The 16,228-nt window shown below is 40.3% G+C and carries 19 protein-coding genes and 1 pseudogene; 8 read left to right on the top strand and 12 right to left on the bottom strand.

Translation table 11 applies throughout. The features are described from left to right. Positions 1–117 precede the first annotated feature (117 nt). The 4 genes from DZC72_RS06600 to DZC72_RS17730 all read right to left on the bottom strand — a co-directional run bounded on the left by DZC72_RS06600 (position 118) and on the right by DZC72_RS17730 (position 4,161). Positions 118–2,379: an amidohydrolase family protein gene (locus DZC72_RS06600; protein ID WP_125222059.1), complete on the bottom strand. Its 2,262-nt coding sequence runs from the start codon at positions 2,377–2,379 to the stop codon at positions 118–120. 160 nt (positions 2,380–2,539) lie between these two features. Continuing rightward, a complete protein-coding gene (locus DZC72_RS06605; RefSeq protein ID WP_243641664.1) occupies positions 2,540–3,478 on the bottom strand; it encodes a polysaccharide deacetylase family protein in 939 nt (312 codons plus the stop codon). A gap of 164 nt (positions 3,479–3,642) precedes the next feature. After that, on the bottom strand, positions 3,643–3,984 hold the full coding sequence (locus DZC72_RS06610) for a ribonuclease E inhibitor RraB (RefSeq protein ID WP_165869284.1): 342 nt from the start codon (positions 3,982–3,984) through the stop codon (positions 3,643–3,645). 18 nt (positions 3,985–4,002) lie between these two features. Continuing rightward, positions 4,003–4,161: a hypothetical protein gene (locus DZC72_RS17730; protein WP_165869285.1), complete on the bottom strand. Its 159-nt coding sequence runs from the start codon at positions 4,159–4,161 to the stop codon at positions 4,003–4,005. A 155-nt stretch (positions 4,162–4,316) separates the two neighbouring features. Here DZC72_RS17730 and DZC72_RS18025 point away from each other — a divergent pair. Both DZC72_RS18025 and DZC72_RS06615 read left to right on the top strand, forming a co-directional pair. Next, positions 4,317–4,508 (top strand): annotated as a pseudogene (locus tag DZC72_RS18025) (phage integrase N-terminal SAM-like domain-containing protein); the annotation flags it as partial. A 15-nt stretch (positions 4,509–4,523) separates the two neighbouring features. Further along, positions 4,524–5,096 carry a tyrosine-type recombinase/integrase gene (locus DZC72_RS06615; RefSeq protein ID WP_262707261.1) on the top strand — a complete coding sequence of 191 codons (573 nt, stop codon included), beginning with the start codon at positions 4,524–4,526 and terminating at the stop codon, positions 5,094–5,096. A 28-nt stretch (positions 5,097–5,124) separates the two neighbouring features. Here DZC72_RS06615 and DZC72_RS06620 read toward each other — a convergent pair whose 3' ends face one another. After that, positions 5,125–5,973, bottom strand: coding sequence for a helix-turn-helix domain-containing protein (locus tag DZC72_RS06620; protein ID WP_125222062.1), 849 nt, complete (start codon positions 5,971–5,973; stop codon positions 5,125–5,127). Positions 5,974–6,138: 165 nt separating this feature from the next. On the opposite strand from DZC72_RS06620, the gene DZC72_RS06625 reads away from it, so the two are divergent. Together DZC72_RS06625 and DZC72_RS06630 are read left to right on the top strand one after the other, a co-directional pair. Beyond that, complete coding sequence (locus DZC72_RS06625) at positions 6,139–7,113, top strand: phytanoyl-CoA dioxygenase family protein (RefSeq protein WP_125222063.1); 975 nt, start codon at positions 6,139–6,141, stop codon at positions 7,111–7,113. An 82-nt stretch (positions 7,114–7,195) separates the two neighbouring features. Beyond that, positions 7,196–8,773, top strand: coding sequence for a SulP family inorganic anion transporter (locus tag DZC72_RS06630; protein WP_125222064.1), 1,578 nt, complete (start codon positions 7,196–7,198; stop codon positions 8,771–8,773). 15 nt (positions 8,774–8,788) lie between these two features. On the opposite strand, the gene DZC72_RS06635 is transcribed toward DZC72_RS06630, so the two are convergent. Continuing rightward, entirely contained in the window at positions 8,789–9,076 is a 288-nt protein-coding gene (locus DZC72_RS06635; protein ID WP_125222065.1) for a hypothetical protein, read from the bottom strand. Positions 9,077–9,179: 103 nt separating this feature from the next. On the opposite strand from DZC72_RS06635, the gene DZC72_RS06640 reads away from it, so the two are divergent. Further along, the gene (locus DZC72_RS06640) at positions 9,180–9,782 is read left to right on the top strand and encodes a TlpA family protein disulfide reductase (protein WP_125222066.1); all 603 of its coding nucleotides are present in this window, start codon (positions 9,180–9,182) and stop codon (positions 9,780–9,782) included. A gap of 35 nt (positions 9,783–9,817) precedes the next feature. Here DZC72_RS06640 and DZC72_RS06645 read toward each other — a convergent pair whose 3' ends face one another. From DZC72_RS06645 to DZC72_RS06655, 3 genes are all read right to left on the bottom strand, one after another. Beyond that, the gene (locus DZC72_RS06645) at positions 9,818–10,300 is read right to left on the bottom strand and encodes a c-type cytochrome (protein ID WP_125222067.1); all 483 of its coding nucleotides are present in this window, start codon (positions 10,298–10,300) and stop codon (positions 9,818–9,820) included. An 85-nt stretch (positions 10,301–10,385) separates the two neighbouring features. Then, positions 10,386–11,351 (bottom strand): YheT family hydrolase, encoded by a 966-nt coding sequence (locus DZC72_RS06650; RefSeq protein ID WP_125222068.1) that lies wholly within the window; start codon positions 11,349–11,351, stop codon positions 10,386–10,388. Between the two features lie 5 nt (positions 11,352–11,356). After that, on the bottom strand, positions 11,357–12,331 hold the full coding sequence (locus DZC72_RS06655) for an NAD(P)H-dependent flavin oxidoreductase (protein WP_125222069.1): 975 nt from the start codon (positions 12,329–12,331) through the stop codon (positions 11,357–11,359). Positions 12,332–12,448: 117 nt separating this feature from the next. On the opposite strand from DZC72_RS06655, the gene DZC72_RS06660 reads away from it, so the two are divergent. Together DZC72_RS06660 and DZC72_RS06665 are read left to right on the top strand one after the other, a co-directional pair. After that, positions 12,449–12,922 (top strand): acyl-CoA thioesterase, encoded by a 474-nt coding sequence (locus tag DZC72_RS06660; RefSeq protein ID WP_125222070.1) that lies wholly within the window; start codon positions 12,449–12,451, stop codon positions 12,920–12,922. An 85-nt stretch (positions 12,923–13,007) separates the two neighbouring features. Continuing rightward, positions 13,008–13,625 (top strand): GntR family transcriptional regulator, encoded by a 618-nt coding sequence (locus DZC72_RS06665; RefSeq protein ID WP_125222071.1) that lies wholly within the window; start codon positions 13,008–13,010, stop codon positions 13,623–13,625. 15 nt (positions 13,626–13,640) lie between these two features. On the opposite strand, the gene DZC72_RS06670 is transcribed toward DZC72_RS06665, so the two are convergent. Both DZC72_RS06670 and DZC72_RS06675 read right to left on the bottom strand, forming a co-directional pair. After that, positions 13,641–14,537 carry a DMT family transporter gene (locus tag DZC72_RS06670; protein WP_125222072.1) on the bottom strand — a complete coding sequence of 299 codons (897 nt, stop codon included), beginning with the start codon at positions 14,535–14,537 and terminating at the stop codon, positions 13,641–13,643. Next, positions 14,534–14,890, bottom strand: a complete 357-nt coding sequence (locus DZC72_RS06675; RefSeq protein ID WP_125222073.1) for an arsenate reductase family protein — start codon at positions 14,888–14,890, stop codon at positions 14,534–14,536. Before DZC72_RS06675 ends, DZC72_RS06670 begins: the two co-directional genes overlap by 4 nt. A 79-nt stretch (positions 14,891–14,969) precedes the next feature. Between DZC72_RS06675 and DZC72_RS06680 the strand changes: the two genes are divergently transcribed. Continuing rightward, positions 14,970–15,428: a DinB family protein gene (locus DZC72_RS06680; RefSeq protein WP_125222074.1), complete on the top strand. Its 459-nt coding sequence runs from the start codon at positions 14,970–14,972 to the stop codon at positions 15,426–15,428. A gap of 5 nt (positions 15,429–15,433) precedes the next feature. Here DZC72_RS06680 and DZC72_RS06685 read toward each other — a convergent pair whose 3' ends face one another. Next, entirely contained in the window at positions 15,434–16,174 is a 741-nt protein-coding gene (locus DZC72_RS06685) for a DUF3298 and DUF4163 domain-containing protein (RefSeq protein WP_125222075.1), read from the bottom strand. Positions 16,175–16,228 lie beyond the last annotated feature (54 nt).

Consider the following 16,228-nt stretch of genomic DNA (forward strand, 5'->3'; position numbering starts at 1 on the left):
CGCAGTAGCGGTATTTTATGCACTGACTTTTCGTTTTATAATGGACGTTCAATTTATGTGTTTTGTTTGGTTTAATCACCTTCACCGCTATTGCGTTTATACCGTGTTACCTGCTGTTTACTTCCTATAATTCTCTAATATATTTGTACTTACCCAATATATGTCTTGATTGCTCGTGTAAAAAAGGTATTTTCCATCTCCTGATACAAATGGACATAATTCGTGCTTTTCTGTATTTATGGATTCTCCCATATTTACTGCCTCGGTCCAATTTCCATTTTTGTTTTTAAAGCTTATGTACAAATCTCCTTGACCAAGTCCATTTTTACGAATAGAACAGAATATCATATATGACTCATCTGGTGCGATAAATACATCGGCCTCATATCTATTGGTGTTTATGGATTCAGGTAAGATTTCGGGTTCCAAGAATTGTCCATTCTCATATTCAGAACGATAAATGTCAAAAGCATAACGAGGTGCATCTTTAGATTTGTCTTTAGATGCAAAATATAGTGTTCCATCATTCGTAAAAGATGCATAATATTCATTCAAGGGGCTGTTCACAGGCAATCCCAAATTTATTGGTTTAGACCATTCTGACTCTATTCTTTCTCGCTCTATGTACCAAAGGTCTATATCTTCTTTTGTTGTTTCTCCATCAGGCGAACGGTTGGATATGAAATAAAGCCGTTTCTGGTCTGGTGAAAACATCGGGTCATTGTAGCTGATAGAATCAGATTCAAAAAGCTTTCTTTGAGACGACCAAACACCATCTATCAAGTTTGAAAAATGGATTTCCATTACACCATTGTTATCTACACCAAAATAGAATTCTGTTCCATCCTTCGAGAGTGTGCACCCAAACTCGTGTCTATCTGGTTTTGATATGATATTTGGCGCGAACAATTCAGGTCGATTAAGTGGCGGTTTTTGACCAAAATAGGTCATTAAATTGTCTGTTTCTGAACCTACATTTCCCTTAACAGAATTTATCAGTTTCTTAGGGTCATAACCAATCCCATTTTTAAATACAGTCGCTACTTTCCTAATTGTCTTTGGATTATTTTCTAAGTCGCCATTAAGTATGACCAAATTTGCAATTTTTCCTTCTTCAATCGTACCGATGTCGCTTCTTTCTAAAAGCTTGGCTCCATTGGAAGTCATCACTTGAATAGCTTCTTCTGGCGTAAACCCGGCTTCAATAAATAATTCATAATTTTTTTGGTCGCCAAATCCGGGCATATTGTGAAGACCTGGGTCAAGACCTGCTACTAACAATCCTCCCATTTTAAAGAACTGAAGTTCGTAGGCCATTGATTTGGTAAGCCATTCTTTTTTGAAATACCAAGCATCACCCTGTGCTTGTTTTCTTGCTTCGCGGGTATAGTATGCTTCGCGGTGATGAGGTGCCATTACCTCCAAATCTCTCAAATCCGCAGCGACATTTGCCTGAGCTTCAAAAATGGCCAATGTAGAACCTAGGGCCACTTCATTTTCAATTAATTTTTGTTGAACCTCTTTAACTTCATCGCTTTCTATCGCCAAGTTTGTTCTAAAATCAGTATTCCCACTACAAGTACCTATTTCTCTTTCGGTTGCGTAGTCATAGCTATGAATAAAGCCGTGTTCAACAGCATTAATTCCTATTTCGGCAGCTTCAGAGTAGGTAGTAGCACAAAGATGCCCTGTTACTTTTAAGTTATTTTTATGTGCCTCGTCAACTATGACCTTTAAATCTTGTGGTCTTGTATCTGTGTAAACTTTTAACCATTTAACTCCTTTGTTTGCCCAGTATTGAATGGTATCTCTCACCATTTTCTCGCTCGTAAATCTTACGAAATTTGGTCTTCCATCAGGTCCTGTAAAGTAAGGCCCCGAATTTATTATCTCTGGTCCAGGCTGCGCTCCGTCTTCGATGGATTTTGCTATGGCCAATTCTTCATAAGGGTTTCCAGTTCCACAAGTTTCGATAGTTGTCACTCCGGCAGCGAGATATAATTTTGGTGATGTTGAGAGCATAGCGGAACTTGGAATTCTCATATGGTTGTGCATCCCAATAATTCCTGGAATAATGGTCTTGCCTGAAAGATTTATTTGATAGAATCCATTTGGGACTTGCAGTGAATTTGAGTTCCCAACTTTGAGAATTTTGCCATTTTCAATTAAAATTGTTTGGGAATCTCTTAATGGATTGCCTGTTCCATCAATTACCTTGACATTTTGCAAAGCAACCCTTGAAGAATCAAGAGAAACGAAGCTCTCTGTATAATCTGACAAGCCTACTCTTGAATCTTGCGACACCTCCTCTTGTTTCTGTGAACAACTTTGGAAGGAAACTAGTGTTGGGACAATTAAAATTTTAAATAGTCTTTTCATTTCTCAAATAGCAGGTAACGGTCTAGTATAACCGTCAGTTACGGGTTAATATGCGTTAATTTTCGGTTTGGCACAGACTTTAGCAATTCCGAGTGGATTCGGACGCAGTCGAATCCGCCGTAATTGCGGTTATACATTGTTGGCATTTCGTTTTTATTGCTCATTTGTTATTTTCCTTCAAGATTCCTTCATACAATTCCATAATTGTTTCTGTTGAAGGTTCTTTCTTCATATTTTCTATCCGTTCCTTTTGGGTAGCTTGCCATCTATATAACCAAGAAATCCCCCATTTTTTGAAATAATTATCTTTTTGTTGGTACACTTTATCAGTCAATGCGTTTTCTAGGTTGATAAATTGATATTGTCTTTTTTTTAATTCGGTTATTAATTGGGGCAAAAAATCTGCATTTAACTTGTTGTCGTGACAAAGATAGATTTGGTTGATTGTCCGTTGATAATCTTCTTTTGCAAGAGTCTCAAAAAAATCAAAATATTCTAAAGTTTTAATTAAATAAGACTCTCCAATTTCTTTCGCTTTTTTGAAATCTTTTATACTCAAATAATGCTCGTAAACAGTATTATACATCCAATCGGAACTTTCTATTGTAAATGGTGTAATTATGTATCCTTTCTCTTGTAAAAAATCTTTTATTTGAGAATGCTGAATAGAATCTTTCCCTAAATCGTTAAAAGGAAACCTGAAGTATTTAATGGGTTTCTTATATTTTTTTGCAAGTTGTCGTGAGATAGATTCACCATTCACAATTTCGTGTGCGAAAGAATCAATTCCAATTGTGGAATATCTAAGATGATTAAACGAATGATTGCCTAATGTTACATATTCCTTTTGAATCCAATTGTTTAAAAGTTCAAAATTTTTAGAAATGGAATCAGTTTTGTATATCAGTCCTTCGTTAATAAATATTGCTATAGGTATCTTTAATGAGTCTAATTTATTCAAAAGAACAGATTGATAGCTGTCTTTTTTGAACCTATTTGAATTGGGTACATCATCAATTGTAATCGACACCATTTTTTGACAATTGGCCAATTGATAAGTGATTAAAAATCCAGTTAATAATAGGTGTTTGAAATTCAATTTATTAGTTTTTTTAATGAATGCCAACGGTCTCGGCTATGATTTCGTAGCGGCAATTCCCAACGGGAATTGTCGGACTGAAATCCAGCCGTATTAAAAGTAATTATTTTTAAGCTAGCGGTATGCAGCTATGAATTATAGCCATTGTTGGCGGTAGTTTTTTATTACACGTCCCCAATATCAAATCCGTCGTATGAATTTATTCCAAATTTTTCAGCGACTTTGTAGAATTCTATGTTCCTTTCAAATAGGGAATCAACTGAGTGAATTTCAACTTTTTCAATATGCAAATAATACATTTCCGCTTTTTCATTTTCTTCCGATTCCGCTTTGAAAATGTCAACAAAAGTGTAACCATTCTTTTTAAGGTTATCCCCAACAGTTTTAAGTTTTTGGCGATTTTCGTCTAGAAAAAAATAACCATAAAGTAATTCCCGATTAATATCCCATTCCCCTTTTTGTCGGATGTCCTCGAAAACTTCCAGAATAGTACTCTTATCAATCAATTTAATTCCTTTATTAAATTACCGCCAACGCCGCGCTATGTGAAGTCCGGCGAATTTTATGGAAATATAGTGAAAACCATCAACGATGGTTCGGTTATCTGGCAGGTTTTTGGTATTGTGAACCGTATCATCGTTCATCGATAAGGCTACGTAGTGGCCGTCTATCGTGGTTTTCACGGTATTGGGAATAAAATTTGTCGACCAGATTACATATAGCGTCCTGATATGTCGAGTAGATAAGCCGTAGCGGCGGTCTTTGCAAAGAGGTCCCTTATCCTAGGGCCATTGCAATCTGACATAGCCCTGCGATGATGTAAAAATTAAAGGCCTACAGCCCTAACACCATACGGGTGTACCTAGCTGAGTTTGCGCACTTGCTCCATCTATTGGATGATTATCCCGTACAGGACCTATCGCCCAAAAGGCTCAAGGATTACTTTTTGTACTGTGTAAACGTGGAGAAAATGGCAGAGCGTAAGATGAACGGAAAAATCAATGCCATTAAGTTTTTCTTTGAGCAGGTACTGCACAGACCAAAAATGTTCTTTGATATTCCTAGACCAAAAAAGCCAACGACCCTGCCAAAGCTCCTGAGTAGAACAGAGGTAAAAAAAATAGTGCGCGTCACCATCAATTTAAAACACAATATAGCAATACAGCTTTACTACGGTATGGGGTTACGGGTCTCAGAGTTGGTCAACCTCAAACTGGAGGATGTGGACAGTAAACGTATGATGGTGCGCATTTCCGTTGCAAAGGGAAAAAAGGACCGCTATGTGCCCTTACCGGAATCTATCCTGCCCAAACTTAGGGAGTATTATATCGCCTACAAGCCAAAATTATACCTTTTTGAAGGACAGTACGGCGGCCCCTATGCAAAAAGTAGTCTGCAACAGGTATTTAAAAATGCACTTAGGAAAGCGGGCATAAAAAAGACCATTGGTATACACGGCCTTAGGCATAGTTATGCCACACATCTATTGGAAAGTGGGGCGGATATGCGGTTTGTCCAAGAATTGTTGGGTCACAATTCCATAAAGACCACCCAACTGTACACCAAAGTGACCCCAAGAAGTATCTCCAAGATAAAAAGTCCGCTGGATAGTCTATAGATACCATTTGCCAACTTGTACAAAGTAGTCATCCGGTCATATACCCCTTTTTAAAAACTGATGGATTCTCGCCCGTTATCTTTTTAAAACTCCGGTTAAAATAGGAAAGACTTTCAAATCCGCACTCAAAACACGCTTCGCCCACATGCTTTCCCATGAGCAATAAGCGTTTGGCCTGACTTATACGGTACTGGTTTAAAAATGAAACAAAGGTGCTGCCCGTGGTCTTTTTAAAATAGCGACAAAAAGCAGGTTTGGTCAGCCCGCAGAGGTTGGCCATTTCATCCAGGGTTATTTTTTCCTGATAGCGTTCATCTATATGTGCATATATCTTTCGCATCCGCTTTTGTTCCTTGTTTTTTAGCTTGTTAACATAGGGTGTTTTATGTAACAGTTGAAACTCCTTGCTTTGGGACAAACGTTTTAGAATGTTCAATACGGATATAAAGAACTCAAAGGGTTCCAATTGATACAATTGCTTCAATAGCGTACCCACCTCTTCCTTGGTCTTACCGTAAAAGGCAACCCCATATCTGGATAGGTCCAAAAGACGGTCCAGTTGCTTCAGTTCCGGGTAATCCCGTAACACGGTATCCTTAAAACCGGGTTTTATATGCAGTACCTCTTTGCGGTACGATGTAGTAACCCCATGATCAAAATTCAAATGCGGAATGTTGGAACCTATGAGCACAAGGTCGCTGCCGGCAAAATTCGATATATGATCGCCCACATGGCGTTTGGCATCGGCACCTTCTATATATACCAGTTCCAATTCTGGATGAAAATGCCAATAAAAAAGGTGGCTAAGTTTAGGGTCGTGTAATAACCTGAACGGACTTTTGGAATCGGGCGAAATGGTTTCCAGTTGTACTTTCATCAAAATGAATTTCTATGCCGAATATAACTAAATTGACACTAAAATAGATAGTAACACATAAAAATGTTAATATAGTTCAAACTTAGATTAATATTACGGTAGCCGGAAGGTTTGTTTCGCATTAGTTTTACCTAAAGATTCAGACAAACATCAATACGATACAACATGCAACAATCCAAAGAAAAAATAGCAATGGGAAATATGGCCCATCAGGATATTCCCGGAAATCCGTCGACCGCTACGAGCAGTAAGCAAAAGCTCAATGATCGATCTAATGGAGAACCGCTTCGAGTGCTTTCGGAGTCAGATTGGGAGTTTTGGAAACACAACGGCTACATCGTAATCAAGAATGCCATAACAAAGGAACAGGCCAAAAAGACCGCAGAATTCCTTTGGGAATTTGATGAAAAGGATCCCAATGACAAAAGTACCTGGTATGCCCCGCCACGGGCAGAAATGAAAATGAAGGAACTTACCGGCACAGGGATGGTGGAAGTCTATAACCACCAATACCTATGGGATAACCGCCAAACCCAAAAGGTATACGATGCCTTTGTAGATGTATGGGGTACAGAAAAACTTTGGGTGACCATTGATCGTGCCAACCTAAATTTTCCGCAGCGGGAGGGGGAAAATAAAAAAGGTTTCATCCATTGGGATTATGACCCGGAAACCAAACCGCAAAACGTACAGGGTGTTCTGGCACTAGCCGATCAAACCGATGAAAACATGGGCGGTTTTCAGTGTATTCCTTGGTTGTACCGAAATTATGATACCTGGAAATTGACCCAACCCGAAGACCGAGATCGTTTTCAACCCGATATTTCCAATTTGGAGGATAAAATTGTGAAGGTGAAAATGGAAGCTGGCGACCTCCTGATTTTCAATAGCACAGAACCGCATGGAATCAGGCCCAATAAATCTGGGGATAAGGTACGTATAGCGCAATATATTTCCATGATGCCTGCCGAAGAGGATAATGAAGCCCTTAAAGATTGGCGTATAAATTCATGGAAAAACAGGGTGGCACCGGAAGGTTATGCATTTCCCGGGGATCCCAGAAACTGGGAACAAACGAGATATGAAACCGCCAAACTATCCCCACTGGGAGAAAAATTATTGGGCCTAAAGCCTTGGTAAGTTGCTAAATCGTTAATAATCATTCGGTTTCTGGTCGCTTCTTGTAATTAATACTATTTTTGCGCCCTTAAAATAATGAGGCGTGCGCAAGTATTTGAATTTATTCGATTTTAAACAAAAGGTAGATTATAAAACCGAAATCCTATCTGGGTTAACCGTGGCCTTGGCCTTGGTGCCAGAGGCCATTGCCTTTGCCCTGATTCCTGGGTTTTCTCCCCTAACCGGTTTGTATGCCGCTTTTGTCTTGGCCTTGGTGACTTCAATTTTTGGTGGACGGCCGGGAATGATCTCGGGGGCAACAGGTGCCGTTGCTGTAATTTTTGTGGGGTTGATCTTGGAATTGAAACGGAACTTTCCCGGGATTGAACCCGAGACTATTTTGAATTATGTCTTTGCGACCGTTATCCTGGCAGGGGTGCTCCAAATAGGTGCCGGACTTTTAAGATTGGGTAAGTTTATCAGATTGGTGCCGCACCCTGTCATGTTTGGGTTTGTGAACGGGTTGGCCATCATCATATTCATGGCGCAATTTCCAAATTTTTACAATAAAACTACGGGTGATTTATTAAGTGGGGCTTCATTGTATATCATGTTGGGGCTCACGCTTTTGACCATGGTTATCATTTGGGGTCTGCCCAAATTAACGAAGGCGGTACCGTCTTCCTTGGTTGCCATATTGGTAGTTTCAGCTATCGTATTAGGTTTTGGTATCGATACCATGCAAGTGGCCGATATCATGGCCGAAGGAGAAAGCATCAAAGGTGGTTTTCCCCCTCTATCCATTCCGCAATTACCCTTAACTTGGGCAACGTTTAAAATCATTATACCCTATGCGGCCATCGTTGCGGGCGTTGGACTTATAGAAAGTTTGTTGACGCTGAACATCATTGATGAGATAACGGAAACCCGAGGGAGCGGAAACAAGGAATGTGTCGCCCAGGGAACGGCGAACATCCTTTCGGGATTTTTATCGGGTATGGGCGGTTGTGCCATGATCGGTCAAAGTTTGATCAACACGTCCGCAGGGGCAAGGGCACGTTTATCGGGAATAACCGCAGCTGTAATGTTATTGGTCTTTATCATGTTCGGTTCCAGTTTGATCGAAAGTTTGCCCATGGCGGCGTTAGTGGGTCTTATGTTTATGGTGGCCATTGGGACTTTTGAATGGGCCAGCTTTAAGACCTTTGGGAAGATGCCCAAATCCGATGTTATCGTGATGGTATTGGTAACCTTGATTACGGCCATAACACATAACCTTGCAGTAGCGGTGCTTTTAGGGGTAGTCATTTCTGCCTTGGCATATTCCTGGGAGAATGCAAAGCGTATCCGTGCCAGAAAATATGTGGATGAAAATGGGGTAAAGCACTATGAAATTTATGGTCCCCTTTTCTTTGGTTCTACCACGCTTTTTGCCGAAAAATTTGATGTTCCCAATGATCCGGAAGAAGTGATTATCGACTTTAAGGAAAGTAGGGTCGCCGATATGTCCGGTATCGAGGCCCTGAACAAAATCACGGAACGTTATGCCAAGGTTGGAAAAAAAGTGCACTTAAGACATTTGAGTAAGGATTGTATCCGTCTACTGCAAAATGCCGATGAGATTATCGATGTAAACGTAATGGAAGACCCAACCTATAAAGTGGTCGCAGATAGGTTCTAGAGCAAAAAGTATGTTCTAAATCAAATATTCGATATATAGGAAAGTGATAATAATAAGCAACACAAAAATGCTGATGCCCATAACCCAAAGATTGTGTAACCTATCTTTTTTCGCCTGTTTTCGTATCCTATCCTTTATTATCTGCTGTTGAAATGGGGTAAGTTCCTTAAACTTTAATTTGGTCGTACTAGTCAGGTCCTCATATTCCGCACGTATATCCCTAAAGGTGCGCCGCTTTTTCAATAGCGCCCTATTGGCCCTTATTACCTTTACCGCATCCAATGAAAACCCTCCGCCTCCCATAGTTGTATTATTACTCTAAAAATAGGCATTTTTGGTACCATTGTAATTTCAATGTATCCAATACGTCTATTTAAAGGTTTGACAGGAATAAAATAGCAAGAAAGTGAAAGTATCAAAATTTAAAATCAGTGATGTTCTCTTTGTTGTGTTTATTGTGTTGTTGCTAATACCCCAGACCAGAACCCCTATAATGGTTTTGGTCAACAAGGTAAAAGTGGAACTGTTTTCACCAGGTGCGGTATCAGCAAAGGAACAAATACAATTAGAGCCCTTTATCTATAAACTTGAAAACTTGGATGGAGAATCGGTCAAGGTCAAAGTGGGTGACGGGGATATCACCTTTATAAGTTATTGGGCCACTTGGTGCCCGCCGTGCATCGCAGAACTTCCCAGTATAGAAGCCTTGTATCAGGATTATGGGGACAAAATAAATTTTGTGATGATATCCAATGAAGACCCGGAAAAAATTAGGAAGTTCCTAGAAAAGAAAAATTTTGCCGTTCCAGCAGTCATTCCAAAAATGGAAGCGCCTGAAGAGCTTTATGAAAAAACAATCCCTACGAATTATATAATAGATGCATCTGGAAAAATCATCATCAAGGAAAAGGGAGCTTCGGATTGGAACAGTGAAAAAGTAAGACAGGTCTTGGATGCATTGATTGCGGAGCGAGACAGTACAATGCATAAAAAAGCCCTTTCCAAATAGTAGAAAGGGCTTCAAAGTTTTATTCAATATTTTTTCTAAAGCGTACGCAGGTACTCCGCAACGGCTCTTGCATCTTCCTCGGAAAGGTTTTGGTTTAGCATAATGGCATTATTGTATTCTTTCAACAAAGCCTTGGCAATTGGATCTTCCTTAAGCATTCCATCAGGGTTCAATATCATGTTCATTACCCACTCCGGACTCCTTCTTTCATACACCCCTTTTAACGCCGGTCCGATCATACGCTGTTCCGCCATATGGCAAGCCGTACAAATAGCTTGGAATTTTTCTTCCCCGGCAGCCGCCAAATCTGCATCAATTTCATCCCCAAACGTTACATTTTTGATCGGGCCAACACCTTTGTTGTCCATATCCACAGGAACACCACCGGTGGTCTCCGTAGCCTTAACTTCCTCTTTCTTGGAACGGTTCATTTCAAACCCTTCCTTTTTTTCTTCTTTCTTTTCGCCACAGCTCATGACCATAGCGCCAAGGGCCAATACGGTGAGTAATTTTCGCATTTCTTTTATGATTTTAATCTTAATTAATTTTGGAAGGACTAAGATATGAAATTTTATTTGTTGGGGCTGATTTTTATGGGTCTCCCTATCCTTCAAAAGTCTTAAAAAATTCTAAGGAACGTACTTCCGTATAGGTAGTATTCCTAGGGCCATGAAAGCCTACATGCCCTCCATATTTTGGAATTTCCAGGTGGAGGTTTTTATTTTCTTCGGCTTCCTTTACAGGATAACAGGCTTCGCCTAGAAAGGAATCGTTTGCTGCATTCACGATGAGGCAGGGAACAGCAATGAAAGATAGGAATTGAAGACAGCTGCTTTTGGCATAATAGTCCATGGCATTGGCAAACCCGTGGGCCTTGCTGGTATAAATATCGTCAAAGTCCTTTAAGGTCTTAACTTTTTTGATGTCGTGCGTTGCGATTTTATCGGGAAAAAATTCCTTTTTTATTTTTAGTTTTTCAATGAGGTTTCCTTTGAACCGTTTTGCATACAGGACATTTTTAAATTGTAATAATTGCCCCAAGGAATCCGCCAGTTGGCATGGTACGGAAATGGCCGCCGCTGCAACGATTGCTGAGGGAATCAACTCATTTTCCCCTAAATACTTCAACAACAGGTTGCCGCCCAAACTAAAACCATAAAGATAGATTTGGCTATGTCTGTCCATCTCCAGCAAGTGGTCAATTACATCCACTAGGTCTTCCGTAGCCCCGGAATGATAGGAACGATACCTTTCATTGGGTACGCCGCTGCACCCCCTGAGATTTATGGCACAGACATCAAAGGAATTAGTACTTAAAATTTTGGCCGCACCTTGAACATAGGCCCGTTGTGCGTCCCCTTCAAGTCCATGAATGATAATACATACCTTTTTTGAAGGTTTGGTGGCGTAACTCCAATCCAAATCCAAAAAATCACCATCTGAAAGCCTAATTCTTTCCCTAACCTGAGTCAGCCCCGTTACCTTTCTGAACAGTCCGTTATAAATGGTTGAAAAATGACTGTGCCTGAACAGCAAGGGAGGATTGTAATTGGAAGAAATGAGGGGCATAAAGCTTACTTGGGAAATGTTTCCAGTACTTTGATTTGTTCCTCGATGGCCTTTTTGAATTCCGATTTTAAGTTGGTTACCAATTTGGAAACCGGGAGTGTGTCCTCTATGTTGGCCACTCCTTGACCGGCGGACCAAATGGTTTTCCAGGCCTTGGCCTCGGTATCCAATTCCTTCCCAAAATCTATTTTGGTATCCTTTTTTAAATCTTCCTCTGTTATCCCGGCAGCCTTTAGGCTTGCGCCTAAAAAATTGGCATGCACCCCGGATATCGCTGCTGTATAGACCACATCGCTTGCACCGGCATTAATGATCATTTCACGGTATTCCGCGGGGGCCTTACTTTCTTCGGTATTGATGAATCGGGTACCCATATAGGCTAGATCCGCACCCATTTGAAGTGCCGATGCAATATCCCTACCTGTACTTATGCACCCTGAAAGGATAACGGTTTTCGTGTAGAACTTTTTTATTTCCGAGACCAGGGTCATTGGATTTATGGTTCCTGCATGGCCCCCTGCACCGGCCGCTACCAATATGAGCCCATCCACCCCGGCCTCTGCGGCCTTTTCGGCATGTCTTTTCTTAATGATATCGTGGAAAACCAATCCGCCATAACTGTGAATGGCATTCACTACTTGGGAAACCGCCCCCAATGAGGTGATGATTAAGGGCACTTGATGTTTGATGCACAATTTCAAGTCGGCCTCCAACCTGGGATTGGTTTGATGTACAATAAGGTTGACCCCAAAAGGAGCCGCTTTTTTTCCGGTTTCCGCTTCAAATTCCTTCAGAGCTGTTTTAATTTCGACCAGCCACTCCTCAAAGCCCTCGCTGGTACGCTGGTTTAAGGCAGGAAACGTTCCTACAATCCCATTTTTGCAACATTCTATCACCAGTTTTGGCCCCGAAATAAGGAACATGGGTGCGGCGATAACCGGTAACGAGAGTTTTTCGATAAATGGAGCTTTTGTTGTCATGATATTTCTTGTTGATTTCAAAATTTAATTAAAAAAGCGGAACGGATGTATATCGTTTAACCAAAACTATGGTATTTTTATGAAGTATTATGCGCGCATAGCAAAAAATGGATAGGAATGTACTTAAAAGATTTTGAAATTAGATGGAGCGATGTGGATGCCAACAGACATTTGGCAAACTCGGCCTACCTAAATTTTATGAGCCATACGCGTATGGCCTTTTTAATGGAAATTGGCTTTGATCAAAGGACCTTGGCCGTCCATGAAATTGGACCGGTGGTCTTTTATGAGCATATCTATTATTTCAAGGAAGCCTTTCCTGGGAAGCCTATCAAAGTATCCATGGAAATCATGGGGATGAGTGAGGATGCCAAATTTTTTGAATTTCATCATAATTTTTATAATCATAAAGGGGAGAATTTTGCCCATTGCGAAATGATGGGCGCTTGGATGGATCTAAAAACCCGAAAGCTTACCGGACTTTCGGACCAATTTTTAAACACCTTCAAAAGTGTGGAAAAGGGAGAGGGTTTTAGAGTATTGTCCAAGGAAGATACCCGTAAATTTTCCAAAACCCCCAAAAATTTATAGCTTTATTTTCTTAAGAATTTAGCTACATTCTTTCCCCCGGAATGGCAGTTTGTTTTTATAAGATTTAATTTTTTAATTTCATCTAATGATAGAACAAGCAGTCGACTGTTTCGAAATTGTTTACACCAAGTTCCGCAAATTAATCCTTACCAAAGGAATACCGTCCGGTGAGCCTATTTGTCAGACAAAACTTTCCCAAATCCTAAATGCAAATATCGATTGCCTAGATTTGGCGGTTGAAAGGCTTCGCAAGGAGACTTTCGTCACCCTAAATTCAAAAAAAGAAATCATGATACGGGAGGTGAGTACCAAGGAAATCATCGATATTTTGGATTATAGGATTGCCTTGGAAACACAGGCCATTAAACTCTTTACATTAAGGGCCCCTCAGGCTAGGATAGATGATTTAAGAAACTTGATGGTACCCTTTGAGAATGGCCCCCAGAACGGATATGTCTTTCATAAAATTTATCGAATTTTCCATGAAATTATTGTGGACAATTGTGGTAACGACATGTTGGTCAGCATCTTTAGGCAATTCAATTGCTGGCCAACCTTGGAACTATTAGGTTTTACGAGGCCACTTATGGAAATATTGCAGGAGCATTTGGATATTGTGTCTGCCGTTCATAACAGGGATGCCAATAAAGCGGCGGACCTGATACAACAGCACTTGGAGCAATGTAAATTCTCCATATTATAGGGGGGTATTATAATCCTAGACCTTTGCCCTAACTGGTTTTCTGTTTGCTAGGTATACCCCTGCCAGAACTAGGAATGCCGCCACTATTTTTATAAAGCTCAAGCTGTCCTTTCCCGTTCCCAAGGCGAAAAGAATGCCAATAAGGGGTTGAAGATATGTAAAGGCACTTACTGAGGAAGCTTTTAACTGGGTCAAGGCGAAAACGTTGAACAAATAGGTAAGAAACGTAGTGCCTAAGATTACAAACGCAATGGAGGCATATGCTTGTGGGGGTATCATAGACCATTGTATGGCTTGCACCTCACTCAAGGTTATAGGGAAATTAATTATGACGCCAATGGTGAAAAGCCATTTCATCAAGGTAAGTGGATGGTATTTTTCAATTAGTTTTTTAACAAGGATGAGGTACGTACCGTAGGCAGTGGCATTTACGATTAAAAGGATATTGCCCAAGGGAATATTGGGAGCGTCCTGTCTTACTTCCGCTCCCATTAAGATCAATAGTAGGGCTCCCACAAAACCCATAAGTATCCCCATAGCTTTTTGCCATGTTATTTTCTCTTTGATCAATAAGGCAGACAGTATTACAACGATAATGGGCGTAATAGTTACCAAAACGGAACTATTGATGGGTGTTGATAACTGAAGGCCCTTGAAAAATGACAGCATATTGATGCCCATACCAAAAAACGAGCAGACAAGAAGTCGGCCCCAATCCCTTTTTTCTATTTTTTGTTTTGGCCCAAGCAAGGAGAAAATCCAGAATAGTACTGTAGCACCGGTTACCCTAAGCATTATGAATCCAAAAGGCTGCACATAATGTGGCATAACGCCTTTGGCAATGGTATGGTTGAGGGCGTATATGGTAGTGGCTCCTAGGGCAGCCAATATGGCTAGGGTCCGTCTGTTCACGAATGAATGGCGTCTTTGGCAGTTTCTATGGTCTTTTTGCTATTCCCAATGAAAACTTTGTCATCCATGATGATTACCGGTCTTTTTAAAAAGGTATAATGGTCCAGGATGAGGTCTTTGTAATCTATTTCTCCAAGCTCTTTTTCATGTAATCCCCTTTGCCTAAAGAGTATGGCCCTTTTACTAAAAAGAGCCTCATAACTATTCGATAAAGCATGCATTTCCTCTAATTGATCTTTGGTAATAGGTTCGGACTTTATGTCCTGAAGTACAAACCCGTCCAAGGGTTCTAGCTCCTTTAGAATTCTTTGGCAGGTATTACAGGTGCTTAGGTGGTATATTTTTTTGCTCATGACATATCAAATTGTGGTACAAAGAAACCCAAATCTATTTAATTGTACTATTTTTAGGTATCATTAAAATAGCATCGATTTGAATAGTCAATTAGCCCTTACCTTGCAAAACAGGAGACATTTGCACCAAATATTGACCCAAACACCCAAAAAGGATTTGTTGAAAATACCCGATGGTTTTAGAAATAATATCTGGTGGAATATTGCCCATGTCGTGGTTACCCAACAAATATTGGTTTATAAGTTCAGTGCACTACAGATGAGGGTTCCTGATGAACTGGTTGAAAAATTCATGAAAGGTACCACTCCAGATGGAACTGCCACGGATGAGGAGATTATGATGGTGGCAGATTTTTTGATTTCCACCATTGAATGGACCAAACAGGATTTGGAGGAAGGACTCTTTAAGGAGTACAAACCCTATACGACAAGTGCCGGTTTCCATTTGGAAACTCTTGGGGATGCCATCAATTTTAACCTTTTTCACGAAGGTTTGCATATGGCGACCATCCTGACCCAAAAAAGACTATTGAAGTAAAATTCCTATAAAGATAGTGGTATCAGGTATCGTTGGATTTCCTCAAAGGGCAAGTTCAAAATTATAGGGCCATCCGCATAGGATGCTACTTCATATTGTTCGTAGAATAACTGCAGGCCATCATTGGTAAAACCTATATTCTCGGGGAGGTAAAATTCATCGCCCTCGAACATGAATCCCGTACTGTTAATGGCTTGGGACGTAGGAATATTTTCTTGTTCCCTAAATTTTGCTTCGGCAAAACCTTGAAAATCCACGATATCCTTAAAAAGTTCTTCATTGCCAAGTTCGGTGGCTTTTGTTTTATCAAAGTTCAAAAAACGGGTACTGCCATATCCATGGGCACCGCCCGTAAAGAGATAATAGTCCAGTTGAATGGTCAATATCCTGTCATTTTCATAGGTTACCGCTCCGTTTATCGAGGCTTCCCAAAGGGTGGATTCCTCCGGAAATTTCTCTCTTAATTTGGAATATTCGTTCTGGAACGATTGTATGGCGGAATCGATGGAGTTGGCATTCACTTCGTCGTCATACTTTAGGATGAATATAACCTCTTCCCTCAAAGCATTATTGATTACCTCGTCCAACTTCTTGTTTCCCATAGCCTTAGGTACGGAAATTGTAACCGTCGCACAATTGCTACAGCGCTCGTTGTCAAAACTGGAAGTCTCAAAGATCAGATTCTTATCTTCTTTGCATCCAATAAAAATCAGTGTTACTAGAAGAATTGAAAGTGTATATTTCATGGTTATTTGTCAAGGTTGGACAAATGTAAGGCTTCGTTGTAATCCCCAAAAGAT

Source organism: Maribacter algicola, from assembly GCF_003933245.1.
GTDB classification, from domain to species: Bacteria; Bacteroidota; Bacteroidia; order Flavobacteriales; family Flavobacteriaceae; genus Maribacter; species Maribacter algicola.

Bases quoted from the DNA above. Each gene is read 5' to 3' on its own strand.
- DZC72_RS06685 (WP_125222075.1), bottom strand. From the start codon at position 16,174: ATGAAATATACACTTTCAATTCTTCTAGTAACACTGATTTTTATTGGA.
- DZC72_RS06675 (WP_125222073.1), bottom strand. From the start codon at position 14,890: ATGAGCAAAAAAATATACCACCTAAGCACCTGTAATACCTGCCAAAGA.
- DZC72_RS06635 (WP_125222065.1), bottom strand. From the start codon at position 9,076: ATGGGAGGCGGAGGGTTTTCATTGGATGCGGTAAAGGTAATAAGGGCC.
- DZC72_RS06620 (WP_125222062.1), bottom strand. From the start codon at position 5,973: ATGAAAGTACAACTGGAAACCATTTCGCCCGATTCCAAAAGTCCGTTC.
- DZC72_RS06600 (WP_125222059.1), bottom strand. From the start codon at position 2,379: ATGAAAAGACTATTTAAAATTTTAATTGTCCCAACACTAGTTTCCTTC.
- DZC72_RS06615 (WP_262707261.1), top strand. From the start codon at position 4,524: ATGTTCTTTGATATTCCTAGACCAAAAAAGCCAACGACCCTGCCAAAG.
- DZC72_RS06665 (WP_125222071.1), top strand. From the start codon at position 13,008: ATGATAGAACAAGCAGTCGACTGTTTCGAAATTGTTTACACCAAGTTC.
- DZC72_RS06660 (WP_125222070.1), top strand. From the start codon at position 12,449: ATGTACTTAAAAGATTTTGAAATTAGATGGAGCGATGTGGATGCCAAC.
- DZC72_RS06655 (WP_125222069.1), bottom strand. From the start codon at position 12,331: ATGACAACAAAAGCTCCATTTATCGAAAAACTCTCGTTACCGGTTATC.
- DZC72_RS06625 (WP_125222063.1), top strand. From the start codon at position 6,139: ATGCAACAATCCAAAGAAAAAATAGCAATGGGAAATATGGCCCATCAG.
- DZC72_RS06645 (WP_125222067.1), bottom strand. From the start codon at position 10,300: ATGCGAAAATTACTCACCGTATTGGCCCTTGGCGCTATGGTCATGAGC.
- DZC72_RS06650 (WP_125222068.1), bottom strand. From the start codon at position 11,351: ATGCCCCTCATTTCTTCCAATTACAATCCTCCCTTGCTGTTCAGGCAC.